This is a genomic window from Pseudoalteromonas sp. NZS11 (assembly GCF_015864765.1).
GTDB lineage: Bacteria > Pseudomonadota > Gammaproteobacteria > Enterobacterales > Alteromonadaceae > Pseudoalteromonas > Pseudoalteromonas arctica.
On record NZ_JADYWP010000003.1, the window covers coordinates 447,606 to 466,003 of the forward strand.

General features: G+C 37.9%; 16 protein-coding genes. 8 read left to right on the top strand and 8 right to left on the bottom strand.

The features are described from left to right. Positions 1–273 precede the first annotated feature (273 nt). The 3 genes from I6E82_RS09020 to I6E82_RS09030 all read left to right on the top strand — a co-directional run bounded on the left by I6E82_RS09020 (position 274) and on the right by I6E82_RS09030 (position 4,609). Entirely contained in the window at positions 274–1,383 is a 1,110-nt protein-coding gene (locus I6E82_RS09020) for an endonuclease/exonuclease/phosphatase family protein (protein WP_197117730.1), read from the top strand. 412 nt (positions 1,384–1,795) lie between these two features. Further along, the gene (locus I6E82_RS09025) at positions 1,796–4,000 is read left to right on the top strand and encodes a tetratricopeptide repeat-containing diguanylate cyclase (RefSeq protein WP_231616909.1); all 2,205 of its coding nucleotides are present in this window, start codon (positions 1,796–1,798) and stop codon (positions 3,998–4,000) included. A gap of 189 nt (positions 4,001–4,189) precedes the next feature. Then, complete coding sequence (locus I6E82_RS09030; RefSeq protein ID WP_169060872.1) at positions 4,190–4,609, top strand: MAPEG family protein; 420 nt, start codon at positions 4,190–4,192, stop codon at positions 4,607–4,609. 130 nt (positions 4,610–4,739) lie between these two features. Here I6E82_RS09030 and I6E82_RS09035 read toward each other — a convergent pair whose 3' ends face one another. Continuing rightward, positions 4,740–6,587: an ABC transporter ATP-binding protein gene (locus I6E82_RS09035; protein ID WP_197117637.1), complete on the bottom strand. Its 1,848-nt coding sequence runs from the start codon at positions 6,585–6,587 to the stop codon at positions 4,740–4,742. Positions 6,588–6,727: 140 nt separating this feature from the next. Next, positions 6,728–7,564, bottom strand: coding sequence for a hypothetical protein (locus I6E82_RS09040; protein ID WP_197117639.1), 837 nt, complete (start codon positions 7,562–7,564; stop codon positions 6,728–6,730). Between the two features lie 248 nt (positions 7,565–7,812). On the opposite strand from I6E82_RS09040, the gene I6E82_RS09045 reads away from it, so the two are divergent. Then, positions 7,813–8,217, top strand: coding sequence for a GFA family protein (locus I6E82_RS09045; RefSeq protein WP_007580188.1), 405 nt, complete (start codon positions 7,813–7,815; stop codon positions 8,215–8,217). A gap of 6 nt (positions 8,218–8,223) precedes the next feature. On the opposite strand, the gene I6E82_RS09050 is transcribed toward I6E82_RS09045, so the two are convergent. Continuing rightward, on the bottom strand, positions 8,224–9,021 hold the full coding sequence (locus I6E82_RS09050) for a hypothetical protein (RefSeq protein WP_197117641.1): 798 nt from the start codon (positions 9,019–9,021) through the stop codon (positions 8,224–8,226). A 149-nt stretch (positions 9,022–9,170) separates the two neighbouring features. Between I6E82_RS09050 and I6E82_RS09055 the strand changes: the two genes are divergently transcribed. From I6E82_RS09055 to I6E82_RS09065, 3 genes are all read left to right on the top strand, one after another. Further along, a complete protein-coding gene (locus I6E82_RS09055) occupies positions 9,171–9,584 on the top strand; it encodes a hypothetical protein (RefSeq protein ID WP_024600444.1) in 414 nt (137 codons plus the stop codon). Positions 9,585–9,757: 173 nt separating this feature from the next. Next, positions 9,758–11,161: a M28 family peptidase gene (locus I6E82_RS09060; protein ID WP_197117643.1), complete on the top strand. Its 1,404-nt coding sequence runs from the start codon at positions 9,758–9,760 to the stop codon at positions 11,159–11,161. Positions 11,162–11,278: 117 nt separating this feature from the next. Further along, complete coding sequence (locus I6E82_RS09065) at positions 11,279–11,725, top strand: DUF4826 family protein (RefSeq protein ID WP_007580192.1); 447 nt, start codon at positions 11,279–11,281, stop codon at positions 11,723–11,725. Between the two features lie 62 nt (positions 11,726–11,787). Here the strand turns inward: I6E82_RS09065 and I6E82_RS09070 are convergent, their stop codons facing one another. The 5 genes from I6E82_RS09070 to mnmA form a co-directional block, all read right to left on the bottom strand. Further along, complete coding sequence (locus I6E82_RS09070) at positions 11,788–12,246, bottom strand: GNAT family N-acetyltransferase (RefSeq protein ID WP_197117645.1); 459 nt, start codon at positions 12,244–12,246, stop codon at positions 11,788–11,790. A gap of 153 nt (positions 12,247–12,399) precedes the next feature. Continuing rightward, the gene (locus I6E82_RS09075; protein ID WP_197117647.1) at positions 12,400–13,557 is read right to left on the bottom strand and encodes a ribosomal protein uL16 3-hydroxylase; all 1,158 of its coding nucleotides are present in this window, start codon (positions 13,555–13,557) and stop codon (positions 12,400–12,402) included. 88 nt (positions 13,558–13,645) lie between these two features. Continuing rightward, a complete protein-coding gene (gene purB / locus I6E82_RS09080; protein ID WP_024589170.1) occupies positions 13,646–15,016 on the bottom strand; it encodes an adenylosuccinate lyase in 1,371 nt (456 codons plus the stop codon). Positions 15,017–15,047: 31 nt separating this feature from the next. Then, positions 15,048–15,650, bottom strand: a complete 603-nt coding sequence (gene hflD / locus I6E82_RS09085) for a high frequency lysogenization protein HflD (RefSeq protein WP_101216242.1) — start codon at positions 15,648–15,650, stop codon at positions 15,048–15,050. Continuing rightward, positions 15,650–16,750: a tRNA 2-thiouridine(34) synthase MnmA gene (mnmA, locus tag I6E82_RS09090; protein WP_197117648.1), complete on the bottom strand. Its 1,101-nt coding sequence runs from the start codon at positions 16,748–16,750 to the stop codon at positions 15,650–15,652. Before mnmA ends, hflD begins: the two co-directional genes overlap by 1 nt. 360 nt (positions 16,751–17,110) lie before the next feature. On the opposite strand from mnmA, the gene I6E82_RS09095 reads away from it, so the two are divergent. Further along, positions 17,111–18,382, top strand: coding sequence for a sensor domain-containing diguanylate cyclase (locus I6E82_RS09095; RefSeq protein ID WP_101216243.1), 1,272 nt, complete (start codon positions 17,111–17,113; stop codon positions 18,380–18,382). The last annotated feature ends 16 nt before the right edge of the window (positions 18,383–18,398 follow it).

The following is an 18,398-nucleotide window of genomic DNA, read 5'->3' on the forward strand; positions in this document are numbered from 1 at the left end:
TAATTGCCGCGAATTTTATCTGGTTAAGCACGTTAATGCTATTTATTGAGGGATATAATAAAGACTAAAATAAAAGAGTGTATAAAATTACAATTAAGCAGGCTGATTTATTACGTAAACATGTAATAAAATGATAGTTTATAAGCAAGCAACACTTTCAACTTTACTTAGGCGATACCCATCAGTAATCAAGATCTTAAACAGTTAGATACAGATTTAAACCGTGATGAATCTGTAATTATTAACACCCAACTAAAAATAGCCACATTTAACCTGTTTAACTATCTTGAGCCACCCAATGCATACTATGAGTTTGAGAAAATTTATACCGCGCAGCAGTGGGCTAAAAAGCAGCGTTGGATTGTTGATTACTTAACAGATCATGCCCCTGATGTGATTGGTTTTCAGGAAGTGTTTAGTATTGATTCGTTAAAAGAGCTAGTTGCTGAGCAAGGCTATAATTACTTTGCGGTGGTAGATACACCAGAGGTGATTGATGATTTTATTTATAAACGCCCCGTAGTGGCGATTGCCTCTAAATATCCCATAGTTGAAGTAGCAGCGGTTGAACACGATAGTGAGCTTGCAAGTACGCTTGGCCTTAATAGTGAGTTTACTTTTAGTCGTAAAGTACTAAGAGCAACCATAACGCTTCCGCATATAGGCAATACTGATTGTTATGTGGTGCATTTTAAATCTAAGCGCCCGATGATTAATGTTGATGAACACAACAAAGAGCTAGCGCCCGAGCAAAACATAATTGAGATTTTAAAAGCGAATGTAGCGGGTGGTTGGGGCTCAACTATTCAGCGTGGCAGTGAAGCTACATTGCTAATGATACAAATGATTACTCGCCGCGAAGCCACGCAACAACCCATGCTATTAATGGGGGACTTCAATAATGAACTTGCGGATGGCGTATTGAGCCATTTACTGACGAATACGCTACGCTTTGCGCCTGCGTTTGACGCTAAAACCTACTTAGCAAAATATTGTTTAAATGATTCATGGGATTTGTTTGTTAAGTCGCAGCTAAGTAATGATGAGGTTTTTAGCGATGAAGCAATAACAAACGATGAACAAAGTGATTGTGATAGCAATAACAGCGAGATTGTTGATTCAGCGGATAAAAGCCAAGTAAAAAATATAAATATAACAAAGCCAGCACCGTTAAGGCCGCCAACACATTATTATGGCGCGAGCAGCTCTGTGCTTGATTACATTTTATTGTCGTGTGAGTTTGACGCTAGTTACGATGACAGCTTTTTTGAAGTAAGCGCTTATAACACTTACGACAGGCACTTAATAAACCCCGAGTATGAGCGTGATGATTTAACTACCGACCACGGTGTTGTATTGGTTACCCTTAAACTAAGAAGCTAGGTTTTCTCATTTAATAACTTACAGCGTACGATTAAGCTAAAAAAGAATTAAGCTGCAATATGCATAATTATGCTAAAATCATAAATTAACAATTACCCATATTGCAGCGAAACTTGACCTGCAGTCTTTATGTGTATATTTTATCGCCAGAATTTTTGCATTAAATTAATAACAAATCACTAAAATGGTAAATATGGAATTTTACACTTACTCGTATCACACGCGAAAGATGGACTTAACTTCGCAAGTACACACTTTCTTCGTAAATCGAATTTATAATTCTAAATTGTTAGTGAAAGCTTTGCTTTTTGCTTTGTTTATTAGTTTAAGTAGCGCTTACGCGCAAGAAACTACCTCATACAGTTTAATCAATGAATCTAATACAGGGCTGCTAAAAAGAGCCGAATTACTTATGGATACTGACGTTATAACAAGTATCGAACTAAGTAAGGCGTTGTTGTTACAAGCGCAAAGTGCTGATGACACGTTACTCAGCGCAAAATTACATAACTTATTAGGTAAAGCGAATAAAAAAAATAACAATATTAATGAATCGCTTCATCACTTTTCACAATCCTCGGCTTATTACAGTAAATTAAATGATCCACGCAACCAAATAAAGGCGTCTATTAATTATATAAAAATATTATCAGATGAAAAACGTTATGACGAACTTGCTAACCGCATTGAAACTTTATTACCAACAACGCTTGTGTATGGCGATGAGTTTTTTATAGCACAAGTACTCCTAACAAAAGGGGATTCGTTTTATGAACAAAAAAAATACAATGACGCGATCACGCAATATTCATCTGCTTTAAAATACCTTGTAAATAAAGACGAACAAATACAAAAACAGTTAGGTGAAACGTATAAAAAATTAGCTCAGTCGTATAAGCGCCTTGAAAATAGAGAGCAAACAGCTCATTTTTATACCAAAGCTTTAGAGATATATACTAATTTAGATGATTTAAAGTTGATGGCGCGTACATTAAATACACTAGCAGAAGCGCAGCGCTATTTAGACAACTTAGTTTTAGCCCTTGATTACTCCACTCGTGCATTAGAAATACATAAAGACATTGACGATCCTGTGGGCTTAGCTAAAGCATTATTAGGTGCTGGTATTATTTATCGACATATCAACCTTTATGAAAAATCACTTAAGCATATAAATGAGGCATATTTATATTATAAAAAAGTAAATAACGTGCTTGGGATTGCTAAAACATCCAATCAAATGGGGCTGCTATACACACGATTAAAGCAGTATGATCAGGCCGAGATTTTCTATCAAATAACTATCGATTTACCAAAAGGTGTGGTCGAGGACAAAACGCTCGCGTCGGCCTTAAGAGAAATGGCTGTTATTAACTATGAGTCTGACGACTTAGAATCAGCGATGAAATTTGCTCAGAAAGCTTACGTAACTTATAAAACCAAAAATCTTACATCCTACATTTCTATAACAGCGCGTATTATTGCTAATATTTATCGTGCCCAAGGGAATAAAAACAAGGCTATAGAGTATTACAAAGAGTCGTTGTCGTTCGCCAGAGAAACGGGCAGTAAGCTTTATGAGATAAAGTCGCTAACAGCGCTTGCGGCGATTTTAATTGGTATTGATACAAATGAGGCGATTTCTTTACTAAAAAGGTCACTCGCTTTATCAACCGAAATAGATGATAAGTTACATATGCTATACGCTTATCGTGAAATTCGAATAGCAGAAAAACAGCGTGGACGAATAAATGAATCACTACGTTACGCGGAAGAAGAAATAGCCCTGACCGGAATCATTCAATACGAAAGAGACGAAAGTAAGCTTGCTCTTGAAAAAGCACATTTGCATTCTCACAAAATGGAAATAGAGCTGGAGACGTTAAGAGAAAAAGAAAAACTCCATCAACTTGAGCTTGAAAAGAAAAACAATGAAATTGAAATATCAGGCCAAGCTAGGGTTATATCAGAGCTAGAGCTTGCAAAAAACAAATACGCGAGTATTGCGCTCGCATTTTTATTAGCCGCTTGTTTAGCTATTGTTTTATTGGTTTATCGAAGCTTTATTGCCTCTAAAAAACGTAATGAAGAGTTAGACTATTTGGCCGCGAGAGACCCTTTAACCAATTGTTATAACCGCCGCATTTTATTTGAGATTATGAATCGCGACTTTTTGGATTTACCTCAGATTGAAGAATATTGTATTTTAATGGTCGATATTGACCATTTTAAAAGTGTTAACGATACTTATGGGCACAGCATTGGCGACACCGTACTTTGTGGTGTTGCCAGTCTTTTACAAGCCAATATACGTACGAGCGATAGCGTTGCCCGTTTTGGTGGCGAAGAATTTTGTATTATTTTACCCAATACGACTCAAGAGCAAGCAATACGTATTGCTGAGGCTATTCGTATTAAAGTAGAAAAAGCGATATTTGATGATATTCCTGTTACGTGTAGTTTTGGGGTTACGTCTATTAAATTTAAAGCCAGAACACCTTCTGAGTTAATTGAACAGGCCGATTTAGCACTTTATGAGGCTAAGTCTTTGGGTCGTAATCAAGTTGTGTTGTGGGATTGTGCGTTTGAAGAGTTTAAGCTTTTTAGATCGGAGTAAACCCAGCAGTATACAGCTCAGTTTTGATGTTATTTTTAAAATCATAACAAGTAAACTTTATACAACGCTGTGAGTTACTTACACATGTAATCAGGCTTATTAAATTAACCCTTTAAATATCAGTGTATTAACTTAGGCTTTAAAATTGCATTCTAAACTAAGTTAAAAAACAAAATAAAGGATTTAGTAATGACTGAAGTTGCACTTTCGGCCTATTTGGCATTTTACCTCTATTTAATTATGTTGCTTGTACAGTGGGCTGTGGCTACGTTTAGCAAAGCTAAAGAGCCAAATGCTGTACCAGGTAAAATTGACGAGGATTTATCGCACGATAGCTTTATATTTAGAGCGCATCGTACGTTTCATAATACGCTTGAAAACAGCGCATTATTTATAGGTACGGTGTTATTTGCGTTTGTAATTAATTATCAAAGCCCGATTTTTGCTATGTGTATTTGGGTGTACTTAATTGCGCGTTTGATTCACATGGTGCTGTACTACGCTATAGCAACAGAGAGAAACCCAAGCCCACGTAGTTACTTCTTTTTAATCGGTGTGCTTGCTAATGTGGTTATGCTGATAATGATAGGGTTAAGACTAATCTCTTAGTTTATAAAAAAGTTATAAACTCTATTTATAACTTTAAACAAAAAAGCGAAGAGCCTTTAAGGCATCTTCGCTTTTTTGTTTAGGTAGCAGCAGAATATAAACCACGTCTACAGTAAGGTAATATTAATGGCTAATCGACGCCTATAAACCCGCCTGTTTGGTGTGTCCATAGAGCGGCGTAAATCCCGCCTTTAGCGATTAGTTCTTCATGAGTGCCTTGCTCAACTACGCCGCCATCATCAAGTACAATTAATCTGTCCATTTGTGCAATGGTTGAGAGCCTATGCGCTATCGCGATTACTGTTTTGCCTGTCATTAAGTCATCAAGGCTTGCCTGAATTGCCGCTTCTACTTCTGAGTCGAGTGCGCTGGTGGCTTCGTCGAGTATAAGTATGGGTGCATTTTTAAGTAGCACACGTGCAATAGCAATACGTTGGCGCTGACCGCCCGAAAGAGTAACACCGCGTTCGCCCACTTGAGCATCAAAGCCTTTGTTGCCTTTGCTATCTACCAAGTCGTTTATAAACTCAAGTGCTTTGGCTTGTTTGGTGGCGTTGATCATCTCAGCTTGCGTTGCATCGGGGCGACCGTACAAAATATTGTCTTTTACTGAGCGATGAAGCAGGGAAGTGTCTTGCGTAACCATCGCTATGTAGCGGCGTAGGCTTTCTTGGCTTACACCTGTGATGTTTTGCCCATCAATTTTTATTGTTCCTGAGTCGGTATCGTAAAAACGCAGTAATAAGTTAACAAGCGTTGATTTACCTGCACCAGAGCGACCGACTAAGCCAATTTTTTCGCCAGGTTTAATGTTTAAGTTTAAACCGTCCATTACTGGGCTGCGATTAGTCTCGTTTGCAGCTTTGCCGTAGTTAAAATGTACATTGTTAAACTCAATGGCACCTTGGCTCACGTTAAGTGTATCGGCATTTGGTTTATCGGCAACTTCAATAGGGTTAGACAGTGTTTTCATGCCATCGGCTACGGTGCCAATGTTTTCGAACAAGCTGCTTATTTCCCACATGATCCATTGCGCCATACCGTTTAATCTAAGCGCTAAACTAACAGCAACTGCAATGGCACCTGCGCTAATTGCACTAAGCGACCATAAATAAAGTGATACTGCGGTAACCGAAAATACTAATAAATAATTTAAGCTTTGAATAACAAAGTTTAGGCTGGTTACCAAGCGCATTTGTTTGTACACAGGCTGTAAAAATACATCCATGCTTTGTTTTGCGTATTGCTCTTCACGCTGGGTATACGAAAACAATTTAATAGTAGAAATATTTGTGTAGCTATCAACAATTCGGCCGGTCATTTCTGAGCGCGCATCGGCTTGTGAGCTGGCAATTTTTTTAAGGCGCGGAACAAAATAAAGCTGTACGCAAATGTATAAAACTAACCAAACCAGTAAAGGGATCATTAAGCGCCAATCAGCTTCGGCAACTAAAAATACCATTGAGCCAAAATAAACCACGATATACATTAATACATCGAGTAGTTTGGTCACTGTTTCGCGAACGGCTAAAGAGGTTTGCAATACTTTGGTGGCTATTCTTCCTGCAAACTCATTTTGATAAAAACTCACACTTTGGCGCAGTAAATAACGATGCGCTAACCAGCGAATCGACATAGGGTAATTGCCCAGCAATGCTTGGTGCAAAATAGCAGAATGAAAAAATACGACTACGGGCAATACCAGTAATAGCACTACAGCCATTTTGATAAGCTCTGACTTTTGCTCTACAAATAGGGTTTCGGGTGTGTAGGCCGTTAACCAATCAACAAGCTGCCCCATATAGCTAAATAAAGAGACTTCTAAAATAGCGAGCATGGCGGCACTGATTGACATTAGCACCAACGACAATTCCATTCCTTTGGTGTAGTGACGGCAAAAAGCGAATAAAGTCGAAGGCGGCTGAGTGGGTTGGTCCTCAGGGAATGCTTTTGTCATTTTTTCAAATAATCGATACATTTTAAAAACTTAAATGGCAAATAATGGTGGCTATCATACCATTTAAGTATTTTTAAATGCAGGTTTGTAAGGGATTAATTGTGAATATGGTAGAGCGTTATTAATATAATTTAATACTTTTAAAAGTGCTTTATTTGTTTTTATAGCATTGGATTATTTAGGTTTGTACCTTTGCTCATATATAAATCGTCATATCTGAGACCACCATTACCATAAGGTTTTTTAATTGGGCCTGTATTACAGTTTGCTAAAAAATATATAAGAGGTTGTTCGCGCTTCATTCTAAATTGTGCATTTTTATACACCAGTGTTTGCTTGCTAAATTCCCCACCTTTTACGTAAACATCATATTGCTGACCTTGCTCTGAGGCTGCTGCGTTATTAACAACATACCATACGTCGTACCAGGTATTTGTTTGCAGTGGCTTGGCCGATTGTTTGGTAGTGTAGTTTTGAATGTTGTTATACCCGCTGTCGGTTTTAACCATTAATGCGCCATCGTTTACAAGCCCGTTTGATTCTGTTTTATCGGTTACGCGAAGTGTAGGCTCAAACGCATCGTACGCATGTTTATTAATTAGCTCTGGCGTAAGGTTGCTTAACCCAAAAGCATGGTTATTAGGAAAAGCAGCCACGTTTATACGCATATAAAATGTGTAGGTGTCACCAACTTCAACCGCTTGTGGAAGCTTTGTATAAGAAAGTGCTTTACGATTTCCTACAATGCCCTCAGCCGCAGGCTTTTTTAGTAAATAATGATTTGTTGATGAGTTTGCTTGTTCTGATTGTATAACTGTTATTTGTGGGTTTTTAACCTGTGGCTTAGTTTCATTTTGGGTATCGACACTTTGCCACTTGCTAAGTGAATTTTCAAAGTCATCAATAAGTAGCCAATCGCTCGATGTGTTTTTAGAAATGGTTGAACACGACGCTAACGCGCTTAACAAACATAAAAGTGACATGTGTTTAAAATGCATAATTGGCTCTCAGTAAGTTTAGGTGTTTTTGGTTAACCAATTATTTTTTTGGCTATAACTTTAAAGTAAAGGTTATGTAACCAATTTAATATTTTTATGTCAATCATTAAAAAATAGGTAATGGCGTGGGAACTGCGAAGATACAAAAATTATTATTCCATTCAAAAAATTAACCAGTAAACTTATCCATTAAATCAACTCAGCAAATTTCAGCTGAGTTTAAAATAATTTAATAGTTAGGATGTTATATGTATACGGGTTCGTGTTTGTGCGGTGAGGTAAGCGTTGAAGTGTCGGGCAGTATAACCAGCATTATTCATTGTCATTGTTCATTGTGTAGAAAAAACAGCGGGACTGCATTTGCAACTAATGGCTTTGTAAATACAGATGACTTTACAATAACTAAAGGGCAGGCACTACTTAGCGAGTATAGTTTTAAAGTAGGGCGTACTCGTTACTTTTGTAAATGTTGTGGCTCGCCTGTTTACAGTAGCAACAATGATGACAAAAGCAGAATACGAATTCGTTTAGGAATATTCGATAGCGATATTACTGAGCAGGTTTTATCGCATAATTTTGTTACGTCTAAAGCTAACTGGGAGAAGTTAGAAACAAGCTTACCGTGCTATGAAAAACATGAACCTGGACGGTAAAGCATTTTATTCAATGTGGTAAATGCTGTTAATACTTTTATAAAGGTTTGGCGCAAAATTTATAAACACAGGTGAGTTTTGTATTTCATCAACGTTTATGTGCATTAATGTTTGCTGGCTTAGTATGATCACTATATTTTTGTATTCGTTAAACTCTATTATCGCTAAGCACTTAAAATGTTGCCTTAAAAGTACTAAAAGCATTTGCAGCTCTTGGCCAGTTTGTGGGTTTAAATTAATGATTACTTGCGTATTTTGCTCACTGCAGCTATTTATATTTTGCCAAAAGCTATCGCTGGTTAAAAAAGGCTGGTGATATTCACCACTAAAAATATCGATAGTGATTACGTTAAAGTGATCAGTGCATTGGGTAATATATTGCTCGGCGCATTGTAAATAGGTGCTGTGCTTAATTGGTAACTTAAAGTGCTGGGCAGCAATTAAGGCAATGCTTGGGTTTATTTCTACCGTGTTAAATGTATTGATGGTGTTTATGTAAGGCGTACTACTTTGCAAGTGATACATAATTCGCTCAAACCCTGCAGTGCCTAAACCTAGATTTAATATATTTAGTGTATCTACCGATTTAAGTAAAAATAACATCATACACTGGTTTACAGGTACTATTACTTGCTCTGGGTGCGTAAGGTTCATAACGCCTTGAATTGTTATGTCTTCATTGGCTTTTTGTGCAAGCGTTAACCAACGGCATTCTTTATTTTGATACACGCATACGGGGCCGTATGCACTTTGCTGCGACTCAATAAGGTTACTTTTAATTGTATCTTCTTTTAGCTGACGCATAACTTAAACTATTAATGTATACACAATTACAGTGTGCCACGAAAAACATAATTTTTAATAGATTATTGTGTAACAAGGTTTGTAATTTAACCTCAAAATATAATATTGTATTAGCAATTAATTAGTTAGACGTTATTCAAGGATTGAAAATGGGATTAATTTTAGGGCCTGCTGTTTTGGCATGGTTTGCAGTATTTATCTATTCTTTACGATTAGGGTATGTGCTTATTTATAAAAACATGAGCGCACTGACCACAGTGACTACTTTTGCAATTGGTATTATTGGTCTGTTGGCTTTTATGACGTATGGATATAGGCAGTTTGTAAACAACACCTCTGTTTGGGCATTTGAGATCCCAAGTTATTTTTTATTTAGCAAAATTGCTTTTATAGGTGTCTTGAGTGGTTTTTTACTTAACTACTATATTAATCCTGAAAATAGTTCGGAGTTTTTGATCTGTTTAGCATTTGTATTAATATTTATGTTTTCTGCTGGTGTGCTTGCAAGCTTAGGGGGACATGAGGCCTTTTTAAAAGAATTTGATATTAAAACCACTTATTAAAAATATGCATAATAAATTTTGGCCAGTACCCATTCAAGGTAGTGGGCTTTTTACTATCCTAGTAACCTCTTGTAAATGCGCTTTAGCGTGCTCCTTTCTGCATCTACCTCAAATGTATTGCCATAAAATCTTACTTAGGTAATGGTTACACTATAATAATTAGGAGCTAATAGATGCTTAAAACACCTTTGAAAATCACAACAACGTTACTTAAATTTACTGCAATTGCAGGCGCTTGCTCACTTGCATTATCAGCACATGGTGAAACGCAATTACAATATACCGACCAACAAAAGTTACACGATATAGCAAGTGAAGTGTCGGCTACCCGTATCGGTAGTGACATTCAAACGCTGGTGGATTTTGGTACTCGCCATACGCTTTCAGAGACTAAATCGGATACTCGGGGCATTGGTGCGGCTAGGCGTTGGATAAAAAAAGAATTTGAAAAAATATCAGCGCAGTGTGGTGGGTGCTTGGAAATAATTGAAGTAAAAGACACTATATCGGGCGAAAAACGCATTCCTAATCCTGTTGAAGTGGTTAACATAGTGGCTATTCAACGTGGGTCGAGCGAGCCGAATCGGATGGTGATGATGTCGGGTGATATAGATTCACGTGTAAGTGATGTTATGGACTTTACGAGTGATTCACCGGGTGCTAACGATAATGCATCGGGCGTGGCAGGAGTAATAGAAGCAGCTCGTGTTTTAAGTAAATACAAATTTAATGGTTCGGTAGTTTACGCGGCGCTTTCGGGCGAAGAGCAAGGTTTGTTTGGCGGTAAAATATTAACGGCTTATGCACAAAAGCATAACTGGCAAGTTCATGGCGTTTTAAACAACGATATGATTGGCAATATTACCGGTATTAATGGGGTAACTAATAACACGACTGCACGTATATTTTCAGAAGGTACCCGTGTTGTAGAAACAAAAGAGCAAGCTAATACTCGGCGCTTTACAGGTGGTGAAGTCGATTCTGCGAGTCGTAATTTAGCTCGCTACATAGATACTATTGCTGACAGATACATTCCTAATTTAGATACAATGCTTGTATATCGATTAGATAGATTTGGTCGTGGTGGGCATCATCGCCCATTTAATGATGCAGGTTTTGCAGCAGTGCGTATTATGGAAACTAACGAGCACTACGATCGTCAGCATCAAGATTTACGCACTGAAAATGGTGTTGAGTATGGCGATACCATTGAAGGTGTTGATTTTGATTATACGGCTAAGTTAACTTCACTTAATGCGGTAACGATGGCGTCTATGGCGTGGGCACCCGCACCGCCAAAAGAAGTTAAAATAAAGGGCGCTGTTACAGCTGATACGTCGTTTTCATGGCAACAAAGCAGTGATGAAAATATTGCTGGCTATAAAATTTATTGGCGTTACACGAGCGAGCCGCAATGGCAGTTTAGTAAATACGTTGGTAAGGTTTCACAGTACACACTTAAAAACGTAGTGATTGATAATTATTACTTTGGTGTAGCCTCTGTTAGTAAAGACGGTATTGAGTCTCCAGTAGTTTTTCCGGGTGATGTAGGTTCTTTTGATCACAATATAAAATAATAGTTTGGCTAAAAACACAGCAAACAGAGCGCTTTAAGGTGCAAACGACCTTTTTATACTTGCACCTTATTTACTAAGCCCTTAGAGTGTTAAAAAAGAAGTAAAAGGTTATTAAAAATGCAACAACAAGAAAAAAAGCCGTTAACAGCAAAAGAGCAAGTTATAACTGATGAGCAAAGAATGCAGTGGCAACGCGAATGTTTTCAAGCAGCGCAAAAACATTTAGCCGAAAAGGGCATTATGCCAAAATCAGTAGTTGATAAAGACAGCCGATTTTTAGCACCACTTTGTGCAATGTGGAAATTTAAAGCCCAAAACGGTAAAACATATTGGGTAGTAACAGGGCGCTTACCTACAGATCATGCTGAAGTAAGTGCAGCTACAGATGCTCGCGATGCAATGCGTTATTTTTCTTTGCAGTGGCAATTAAAAGCGGATCAAATTATGAGTACAGGCGCGCGTGATAAAACGCAGGTAGATTTTGCTAACTTACTTATAAATAGAGCACATGGCTTGTACGAAATGTATGATAATGAACCACTATGGGCAAATGAACCAAAGTAACTACAGTTTGGGTTAAGTAAAAAAGTAGAGGGTGATAGCTTATTTATTGCCCTTTTCTTTATCTAATGAACAAGTGTGAAGGGGGTTGTTTTAAACGCTGAAACAGAGCATTGCATACGTTGCCTAGGAATTCCCGCCTCCATAAAAACATTTCCTTGCTGAATAAAGCCATTTCGCTTAAAACGCTCTACCTCATTTAAAATACAATTAATGCTAACTTCTTCTATACCTTGGTTGGAAGCTAATTCAACAATAAAGTTGAGAAGCGATTTATATACTTTGCGATTACGGTGCTCGGGTAATACAGCTATTCTGCCGATTAAGCCATCTGTACACAGCCGACCTGTTGCAATAGGGCAGTTTGCATCGTCTGTAACAAGTACATGTGATGCAATTTTATCTAGGCTATCAAATTCGATGTGCTTGGGGATATGTAACTCGTAAACAAAAACTCGCTCTCGAATTTTTTGTAGCATATCTTTTTTTATATCCCACTCAACCTTATCAACCAGATAGCCCATTGCAAACTCCTATTGATAGCCAATTAAAATGAGTAAGCAATCACAGCAAAATTATTTAAGCCAATATCAGGTGAAAATTAAAAATTTAACTGACCTGTATACATAATATTTTACGCTGCAAAATGCTCACCATTATTAATAAAATTGGTATTATTACTCTTGGTCTATATTAAACCAAAGCCCCTCATTAACAAGTGTAGTAAAAGTTTGAGTAAAAACTAAACTTGGGTTTGTTAAATTTAATGCTGAACTTTCAAATTCAGTATTATCGGTAAGTAGTTTTACCGCCGCTAAGTCAGTTAATGGCATAGCGTAATTTTCACCGTTTACACTTAATAACACTTCGGTATCGAGCTGCTGATAAATAGCACGCGTGCCACCTAAACGCTCAAACACAGTTTCTTCATCACTTAAATCATCGCTTATTTGCTCAGGTGTAAATGGAGGTTCTACTGGTGCTAAATCCATTTCATGTTTGGGCTGACTAAGCGTTGAGCCTAACCATTGTTTAAATAAATCGTCATTTTCTAAAAGTGCCGCCATCAGTGTTTTAACTTTATCAACTTCAAGGTTTGTAAGTTCACCTTTTGATTTTCTTAGTGTGATGTTGTGATCGGTATAACGTTTTTGTCCGCTTTCGGTATCAATAATATGATCGGCAAAGCTCGACAATAAATCTTGTTGATTTGGCGCCCTAAAACCAACTGAATAATTTAGTGCGTTTTCTACAGCGTAACCTTCGTGAGGGCACCCTGGTGGAATATACAAAATATCGCCTGGTTCTAATATGCAATCAATTACGGCTTCAAAAGGTTCAACTTGCAGTAACTTTTTGTTTTGAGCAAACTGTTTAAGTGTTGGATCAGGGAGGCCTACACGCCAATGACGTTTACCTTCGCCTTGAATAATAAATACGTCGTATTGGTCTAAGTGTGGACCAACACCACCATTAGGCGTTGAATAGCTGATCATTAAATCATCTATACGCCAGTTGGGAATAAACCTAAATGGTTCTAGCAGTTGTGCAGCATCGCTATGCCAGTGATCAACTGCTTGCACGAGTAAAGTAGAGTGATCGTCGGTTAACTGCTCAAAGTCTTCAAATGGACCTTGGTGCGTTTGCCAGTCATTTTTATGATTGGTGATAATACGTGACTCTATGCTTTCTTCCATTGCTAGGCCGGCCAATTCATTAGCATCAAGCGGGTCTTGAAAATCAGCAAAACCTTGTTTGATTAAAAGCGGCTTTTTTTGCCAAAAATGGCTTAAAAACTCTTGCTCAGACAAATTATTTATTTTTAATTGATACATACATTATGCCTACTAGTTAGTGCAATGGGGTTAAAACAAAAAAAGCGAAAGGATGATCCTTTCGCTTTTTAAAAGAGCAATTTAGTTTTTAAACTAAATCATCAATAAACTCAACAGCACGACCAATGTAATTAGCAGGTGTTAGTTTTTTCATTTCTACTTTAGCGTGCTCTGGAAGGTCTAAACCATCGATGAAGTCAGCCATTATTTCTTTGTTTACACGTTTACCGCGTGTTAAATCTTTAAGTTTTTCGTATGGCTTTTCAATACCATATTTACGCATAACTGTTTGAATCGGCTCGGCTAGCAATTCCCAGTTTTGATCAAGCTCGTCAGCTAAACGTTGCTCGTTTACTTCAAGCTTGCTTACACCTTTAAGTGTTGATTGGTATGCAATAATTGCATAACCCATACCTACACCTAGGTTACGTAATACCGTTGAATCAGTAAGGTCACGCTGCCAGCGAGAAACGGGTAATTTTTGTGCAAGATGAGCAAAAATAGCATTTGCTAAGCCTAAGTTGCCTTCTGAGTTTTCAAAATCAATTGGGTTAACTTTATGTGGCATTGTTGATGAGCCAATTTCGCCAGCAATTGTTTTTTGCTTAAAGTGATTAAGGGCAATGTAACCCCACATGTCACGGTCAAAATCTAACAATATAGTGTTAAAACGTGCAATTGCGTCAAACAACTCTGCAATATAGTCATGCGGTTCAATTTGTGTAGTAAATGGGTTTAGTGTTAAGCCTAAACTTGATACAAATTTATCTGCATGTGTATGCCAGTCGTAATCAGGGTATGCGCTAAGGTGTGCGTTGTAGTTACCTACAGCACCGTTAACTTTACCTAGCATCTCTACTTGTGCAATTTGCCCGCGTTGACGCTTTAAACGCATATATACGTTAGCAAACTCTTTACCCATAGTTGATGGTGTAGCAGGTTGTCCGTGCGTACGAGTCATCATTGGGATTGTTTTGTATTCAATTGCTTTAGCTTTAATTGCGCTTAAAAGTTCATCGCAATAAGGAAGTAAAACATTTTTACGCGCTTCGCTTAGCATTAAACCATGAGATAGATTGTTAATATCTTCTGAAGTACAAGCAAAGTGAATAAATTCGTTTATTGCATGAAGCTCACTGTTATCGGCTACTTTTTCTTTTAGTAGGTATTCAACCGCTTTAACATCGTGATTTGTAGTGCGTTCTATATCTTTAACGCGTTGTGCATCAGCTTCACTGAAGTTATCTACAATGGCGTTTAGAAGTGCATTAGCTTCTTCGCTAAATGCAGGTACTTCTTTAATATCGCTTGCTGCAGCTAACGCTTGCAACCAACGCACTTCAACAATTACGCGGTATTTGATTAAGCCAAATTCGCTGAAAATACTGCGTAGTTCAGTGGTTTTGCTGCCGTAGCGACCATCCACTGGAGAGATAGCCGTTAACGCTGAAAGCTCCATAATAACTCCTAAATTTTAGTTTGAACGATAGTTAAATTTTTGTTTTAGCAATAGCGAGTATTTTTCTTTTTGCAAAGAAAAAGTGACGGCGTTTACCGCCCATTTGTCGCCATAATACTGCACTTCTAATGCCGGCTAATAATAACGCACGGATTTTATTTTGAGTGAGCTGCTGTTTTAATAACTCGGGTTTGCCATAAACCTGTATTCGGTGCCCAAGGGGGCTCAGCACCGACGAGTATATATCTGCTAAACCGGCAACAACGCTCTCATCGGTAATAGCAAAGTGGTCTAAACGACGATGAATATCATCAATTCGTTTACCTAATTCGTTTAAGCTTTTGCCGTTTGCACTTAGTGCTCGCTCAAGCTGCATTAAACCACCTACGTACTTTACAATTTCAACATCTTTTTGAGCGCCTGCGGTTAGCTGCGCCATTAATGTTTTGTAACCATCACGTAAGTTGTCAGTACCTTGGTAAACATCTTCTGGCGATGCCGGAGATGTTTGAATAATACTTGAAAGTAATATTTCTAAATCATGTTCGTTATTGTTGCCATATTGGGCAATTTTTTGAACTTGTTTAGCAGCCTGGCACATGGCGGCAAGCGCCATGACTTGGTGTTCATTCATTACTTAATCACCGAATCAATAATACCGCCACCTAAACAGATATCTTCTGCGTAAAATACGGCAGATTGACCAGGCGTCACTGCTTTTTGTGGCTCGTCGAACAATACGCGGGCCATGCCGTCTTCACCTACAAGTAGGGTACAGTTTAAGTCTTCTTGGCGGTAACGCGTTTTTACTGTGCAGCGAGTTGTGCCTTTAGGGCCAATACGGTCTACCCAGTGAAGTTGGTTTGCGTTAAGACCGTTGCTGTATAGGCGAGGGTGATCTTTACCTTGGCCCACAATAAGTACATTTCGCTCAAGGTCTTTATCTACTACGTACCAAGGCTCACCAGAACCTTCTTTCATTCCACCAATTAACAAGCCTTTGCGTTGTCCAAGTGTGTGGTACATTAAGCCTTCGTGTTCGCCTACGTTATTACCGTCTGTGTCTTCGATAACGCCAGGTTGTGCTGGTAAGAACTTTTGTAAAAAGTCTTTAAATTTACGCTCACCAATAAAGCAGATACCTGTACTGTCTTTTTTATCGTGAGTGATTAGGTCTTGTTCTTCTGCTATGCGGCGTACTTCTGGTTTTTCGATATCGCCTACAGGGAATAACGTTTGGCCAATATGTTCATGGCTTAGAGTATATAAGAAGTAGCTTTGATCTTTATTGTTATCAAGTCCGCGACACATTACGTATTTGTCATCGCGAAGCTCACGGCGAACATAGTGACCCGTTGCAATAAAGTCAGCACCGAGTGCTTGAGCAGCAAATTCTAAAAAGGCTTTAAATTTAATTTCTTTGTTACACATTATATCTGGGTTAGGTGTACGACCTGCTTTGTACTCAGCTAAAAAGTACTCAAATACGTTGTCCCAGTATTCTGCTGCAAAGTTTACTGTGTGAAGTTCAATGCCTAACTTATCACACACTGATTGTGCATCTTTTAAGTCATCAGCGGCAGCACAGTATTCATCATTGTCGTCTTCTTCCCAGTTCTTCATAAACAGGCCTTCTACTTGGTAGCCCTGTTGTTGTAATAAATATGCAGATACAGAAGAATCAACACCGCCGGACATGCCAACAATGACTTTAATGTGACTATTTTCGCTCATGAATAATTTCGCTTATACAGATTGCTGTTAACTTGGAAAGGCCGCGATTATAGCATGTATTTTGTTTGTGCTTAAAGAGACTAAGGGCGCAAAGAGGGGAATTAGTCAGTATTTTATTTATATAACAAATAGCAAACTAGACTTAAGCGCGTTATCAGGCTGTAACTTTAGTAATATTAAAGTGATCTTTACTAATAAATTAAGACTATAGAATAATTCATGTAGTTATTGAGTTTTATTAATAGTATTTTCTTTTAAAACTACTAGAGTAAATATACACTTAATAAAATAAAAATAGTGGTGAGTATATGAATGTAAACCACTTTAAGTCGCTTGATATATAGTCAATGGAATGAATATATGAATTACGCCTATCAAATAAACAAGATAAATTCTTTAGTTGAACACTACACAAACGAATCTGATTTTGTGGATAGTGAATTACTCTCCAGTAAAACGACAGAGTTTAAAAAGTCAGCCTATCACCTTTTTTATGAGTTAATAAAACTCAAAAACCCTCACATTTTCCAAGAACCAAATCATGTACATGAGTTATTTAGCTTAATTAAGGGCTCAACCGCTAAAAAGAACATTGAGCTAAAGGTGCTTGAGCGTGTAGAGCATTGGTGGCTTGAATGGTATTTTGCTTTAGAAATGGACGAAAAGCTTAGTATTGAAAAAAGTGATATGCCAATGAGTTACTTACCTCAAAGTACGCTCAACCCTATGCGCAAACATGAGATAAGTCATTACGCTAGATTATTTACCGTTTTGCCAATGCCGGTATGTAATGTGTGTGCCAAAACGGGTGATATTTTGAAAGTTAATCAACGCTTTGTAGATGTTTTTGGTTATACAGTAGAGGATGTACCTAATCTTAAATCGTGGTGGGAAAAAGCGTATCCAGATCCGCAATATAGAGCACTTGTAAAAGATCTGTGGCAAGACTCACTTGAAAAGGCGCTGAATAATAATAACGATATACCCGCAAATAACTATCGAGTTTCATGTCGTGATGGTTCACAAGTGATGATGGAAATTTCAGGGATTGATATAGGCGAAGAGTTTTTAGCTGTTTTTAATGATGCTACAGAGCGTTTAGAAGCAGAGGATATACTTAGGGATATGGCCTTTTTGGATGCATTAACCAAGATTGCAAATAGGCGTCGGTTTGATGAAAAACTAACGCATGAGTACGAACGAGCAAAAGAATGCGAAGGCATGCTATCGATGATTATTATCGATATTGACCATTTTAAACAATTTAATGACCGGTATGGGCATGTAGCGGGCGATACGTGTTTATATGATGTGGCTCAAACAATTGCTTCAACGGTTAGTCGCCCAGAAGATTTTGTTGCTCGCTATGGGGGAGAGGAGTTTGTTGTTTTATTACCTCAAACCGATAGGCAAGGGGCGTTGTTTATAGCTGAGCAAATACAAAAAGCCGTAGAAAACTTAGCTATTGCGCACCAGGATAGCTTTACCGGATTTTTATCTATAAGTATGGGTATTAATACCATCAGTGACTATACAAATAGTGATGAAATCAGCTTTGTAAAAGCCGCTGATAACGCCCTATATTATGCTAAAAAACAAGGGCGTAACTGTATAGCGCTAAGCTCCGAGTAAATAAAATAGAGTTAAT

What these genes read in the sequence shown, in the direction of transcription:
- I6E82_RS09075 (WP_197117647.1), bottom strand. Translation starts at nt 13,557, where the DNA reads ATGTATCAATTAAAAATAAATAATTTGTCTGAGCAAGAGTTTTTAAGC.
- I6E82_RS09040 (WP_197117639.1), bottom strand. Translation starts at nt 7,564, where the DNA reads ATGCATTTTAAACACATGTCACTTTTATGTTTGTTAAGCGCGTTAGCG.
- I6E82_RS09035 (WP_197117637.1), bottom strand. Translation starts at nt 6,587, where the DNA reads ATGTATCGATTATTTGAAAAAATGACAAAAGCATTCCCTGAGGACCAA.
- I6E82_RS09030 (WP_169060872.1), top strand. Translation starts at nt 4,190, where the DNA reads ATGACTGAAGTTGCACTTTCGGCCTATTTGGCATTTTACCTCTATTTA.
- I6E82_RS09050 (WP_197117641.1), bottom strand. Translation starts at nt 9,021, where the DNA reads ATGCGTCAGCTAAAAGAAGATACAATTAAAAGTAACCTTATTGAGTCG.
- purB (WP_024589170.1), bottom strand. Translation starts at nt 15,016, where the DNA reads ATGGAGCTTTCAGCGTTAACGGCTATCTCTCCAGTGGATGGTCGCTAC.
- I6E82_RS09060 (WP_197117643.1), top strand. Translation starts at nt 9,758, where the DNA reads ATGCTTAAAACACCTTTGAAAATCACAACAACGTTACTTAAATTTACT.
- hflD (WP_101216242.1), bottom strand. Translation starts at nt 15,650, where the DNA reads ATGAATGAACACCAAGTCATGGCGCTTGCCGCCATGTGCCAGGCTGCT.
- I6E82_RS09070 (WP_197117645.1), bottom strand. Translation starts at nt 12,246, where the DNA reads ATGGGCTATCTGGTTGATAAGGTTGAGTGGGATATAAAAAAAGATATG.
- I6E82_RS09055 (WP_024600444.1), top strand. Translation starts at nt 9,171, where the DNA reads ATGGGATTAATTTTAGGGCCTGCTGTTTTGGCATGGTTTGCAGTATTT.
- I6E82_RS09065 (WP_007580192.1), top strand. Translation starts at nt 11,279, where the DNA reads ATGCAACAACAAGAAAAAAAGCCGTTAACAGCAAAAGAGCAAGTTATA.
- I6E82_RS09025 (WP_231616909.1), top strand. Translation starts at nt 1,796, where the DNA reads ATGGATACTGACGTTATAACAAGTATCGAACTAAGTAAGGCGTTGTTG.
- I6E82_RS09045 (WP_007580188.1), top strand. Translation starts at nt 7,813, where the DNA reads ATGTATACGGGTTCGTGTTTGTGCGGTGAGGTAAGCGTTGAAGTGTCG.
- I6E82_RS09095 (WP_101216243.1), top strand. Translation starts at nt 17,111, where the DNA reads ATGAATTACGCCTATCAAATAAACAAGATAAATTCTTTAGTTGAACAC.
- mnmA (WP_197117648.1), bottom strand. Translation starts at nt 16,750, where the DNA reads ATGAGCGAAAATAGTCACATTAAAGTCATTGTTGGCATGTCCGGCGGT.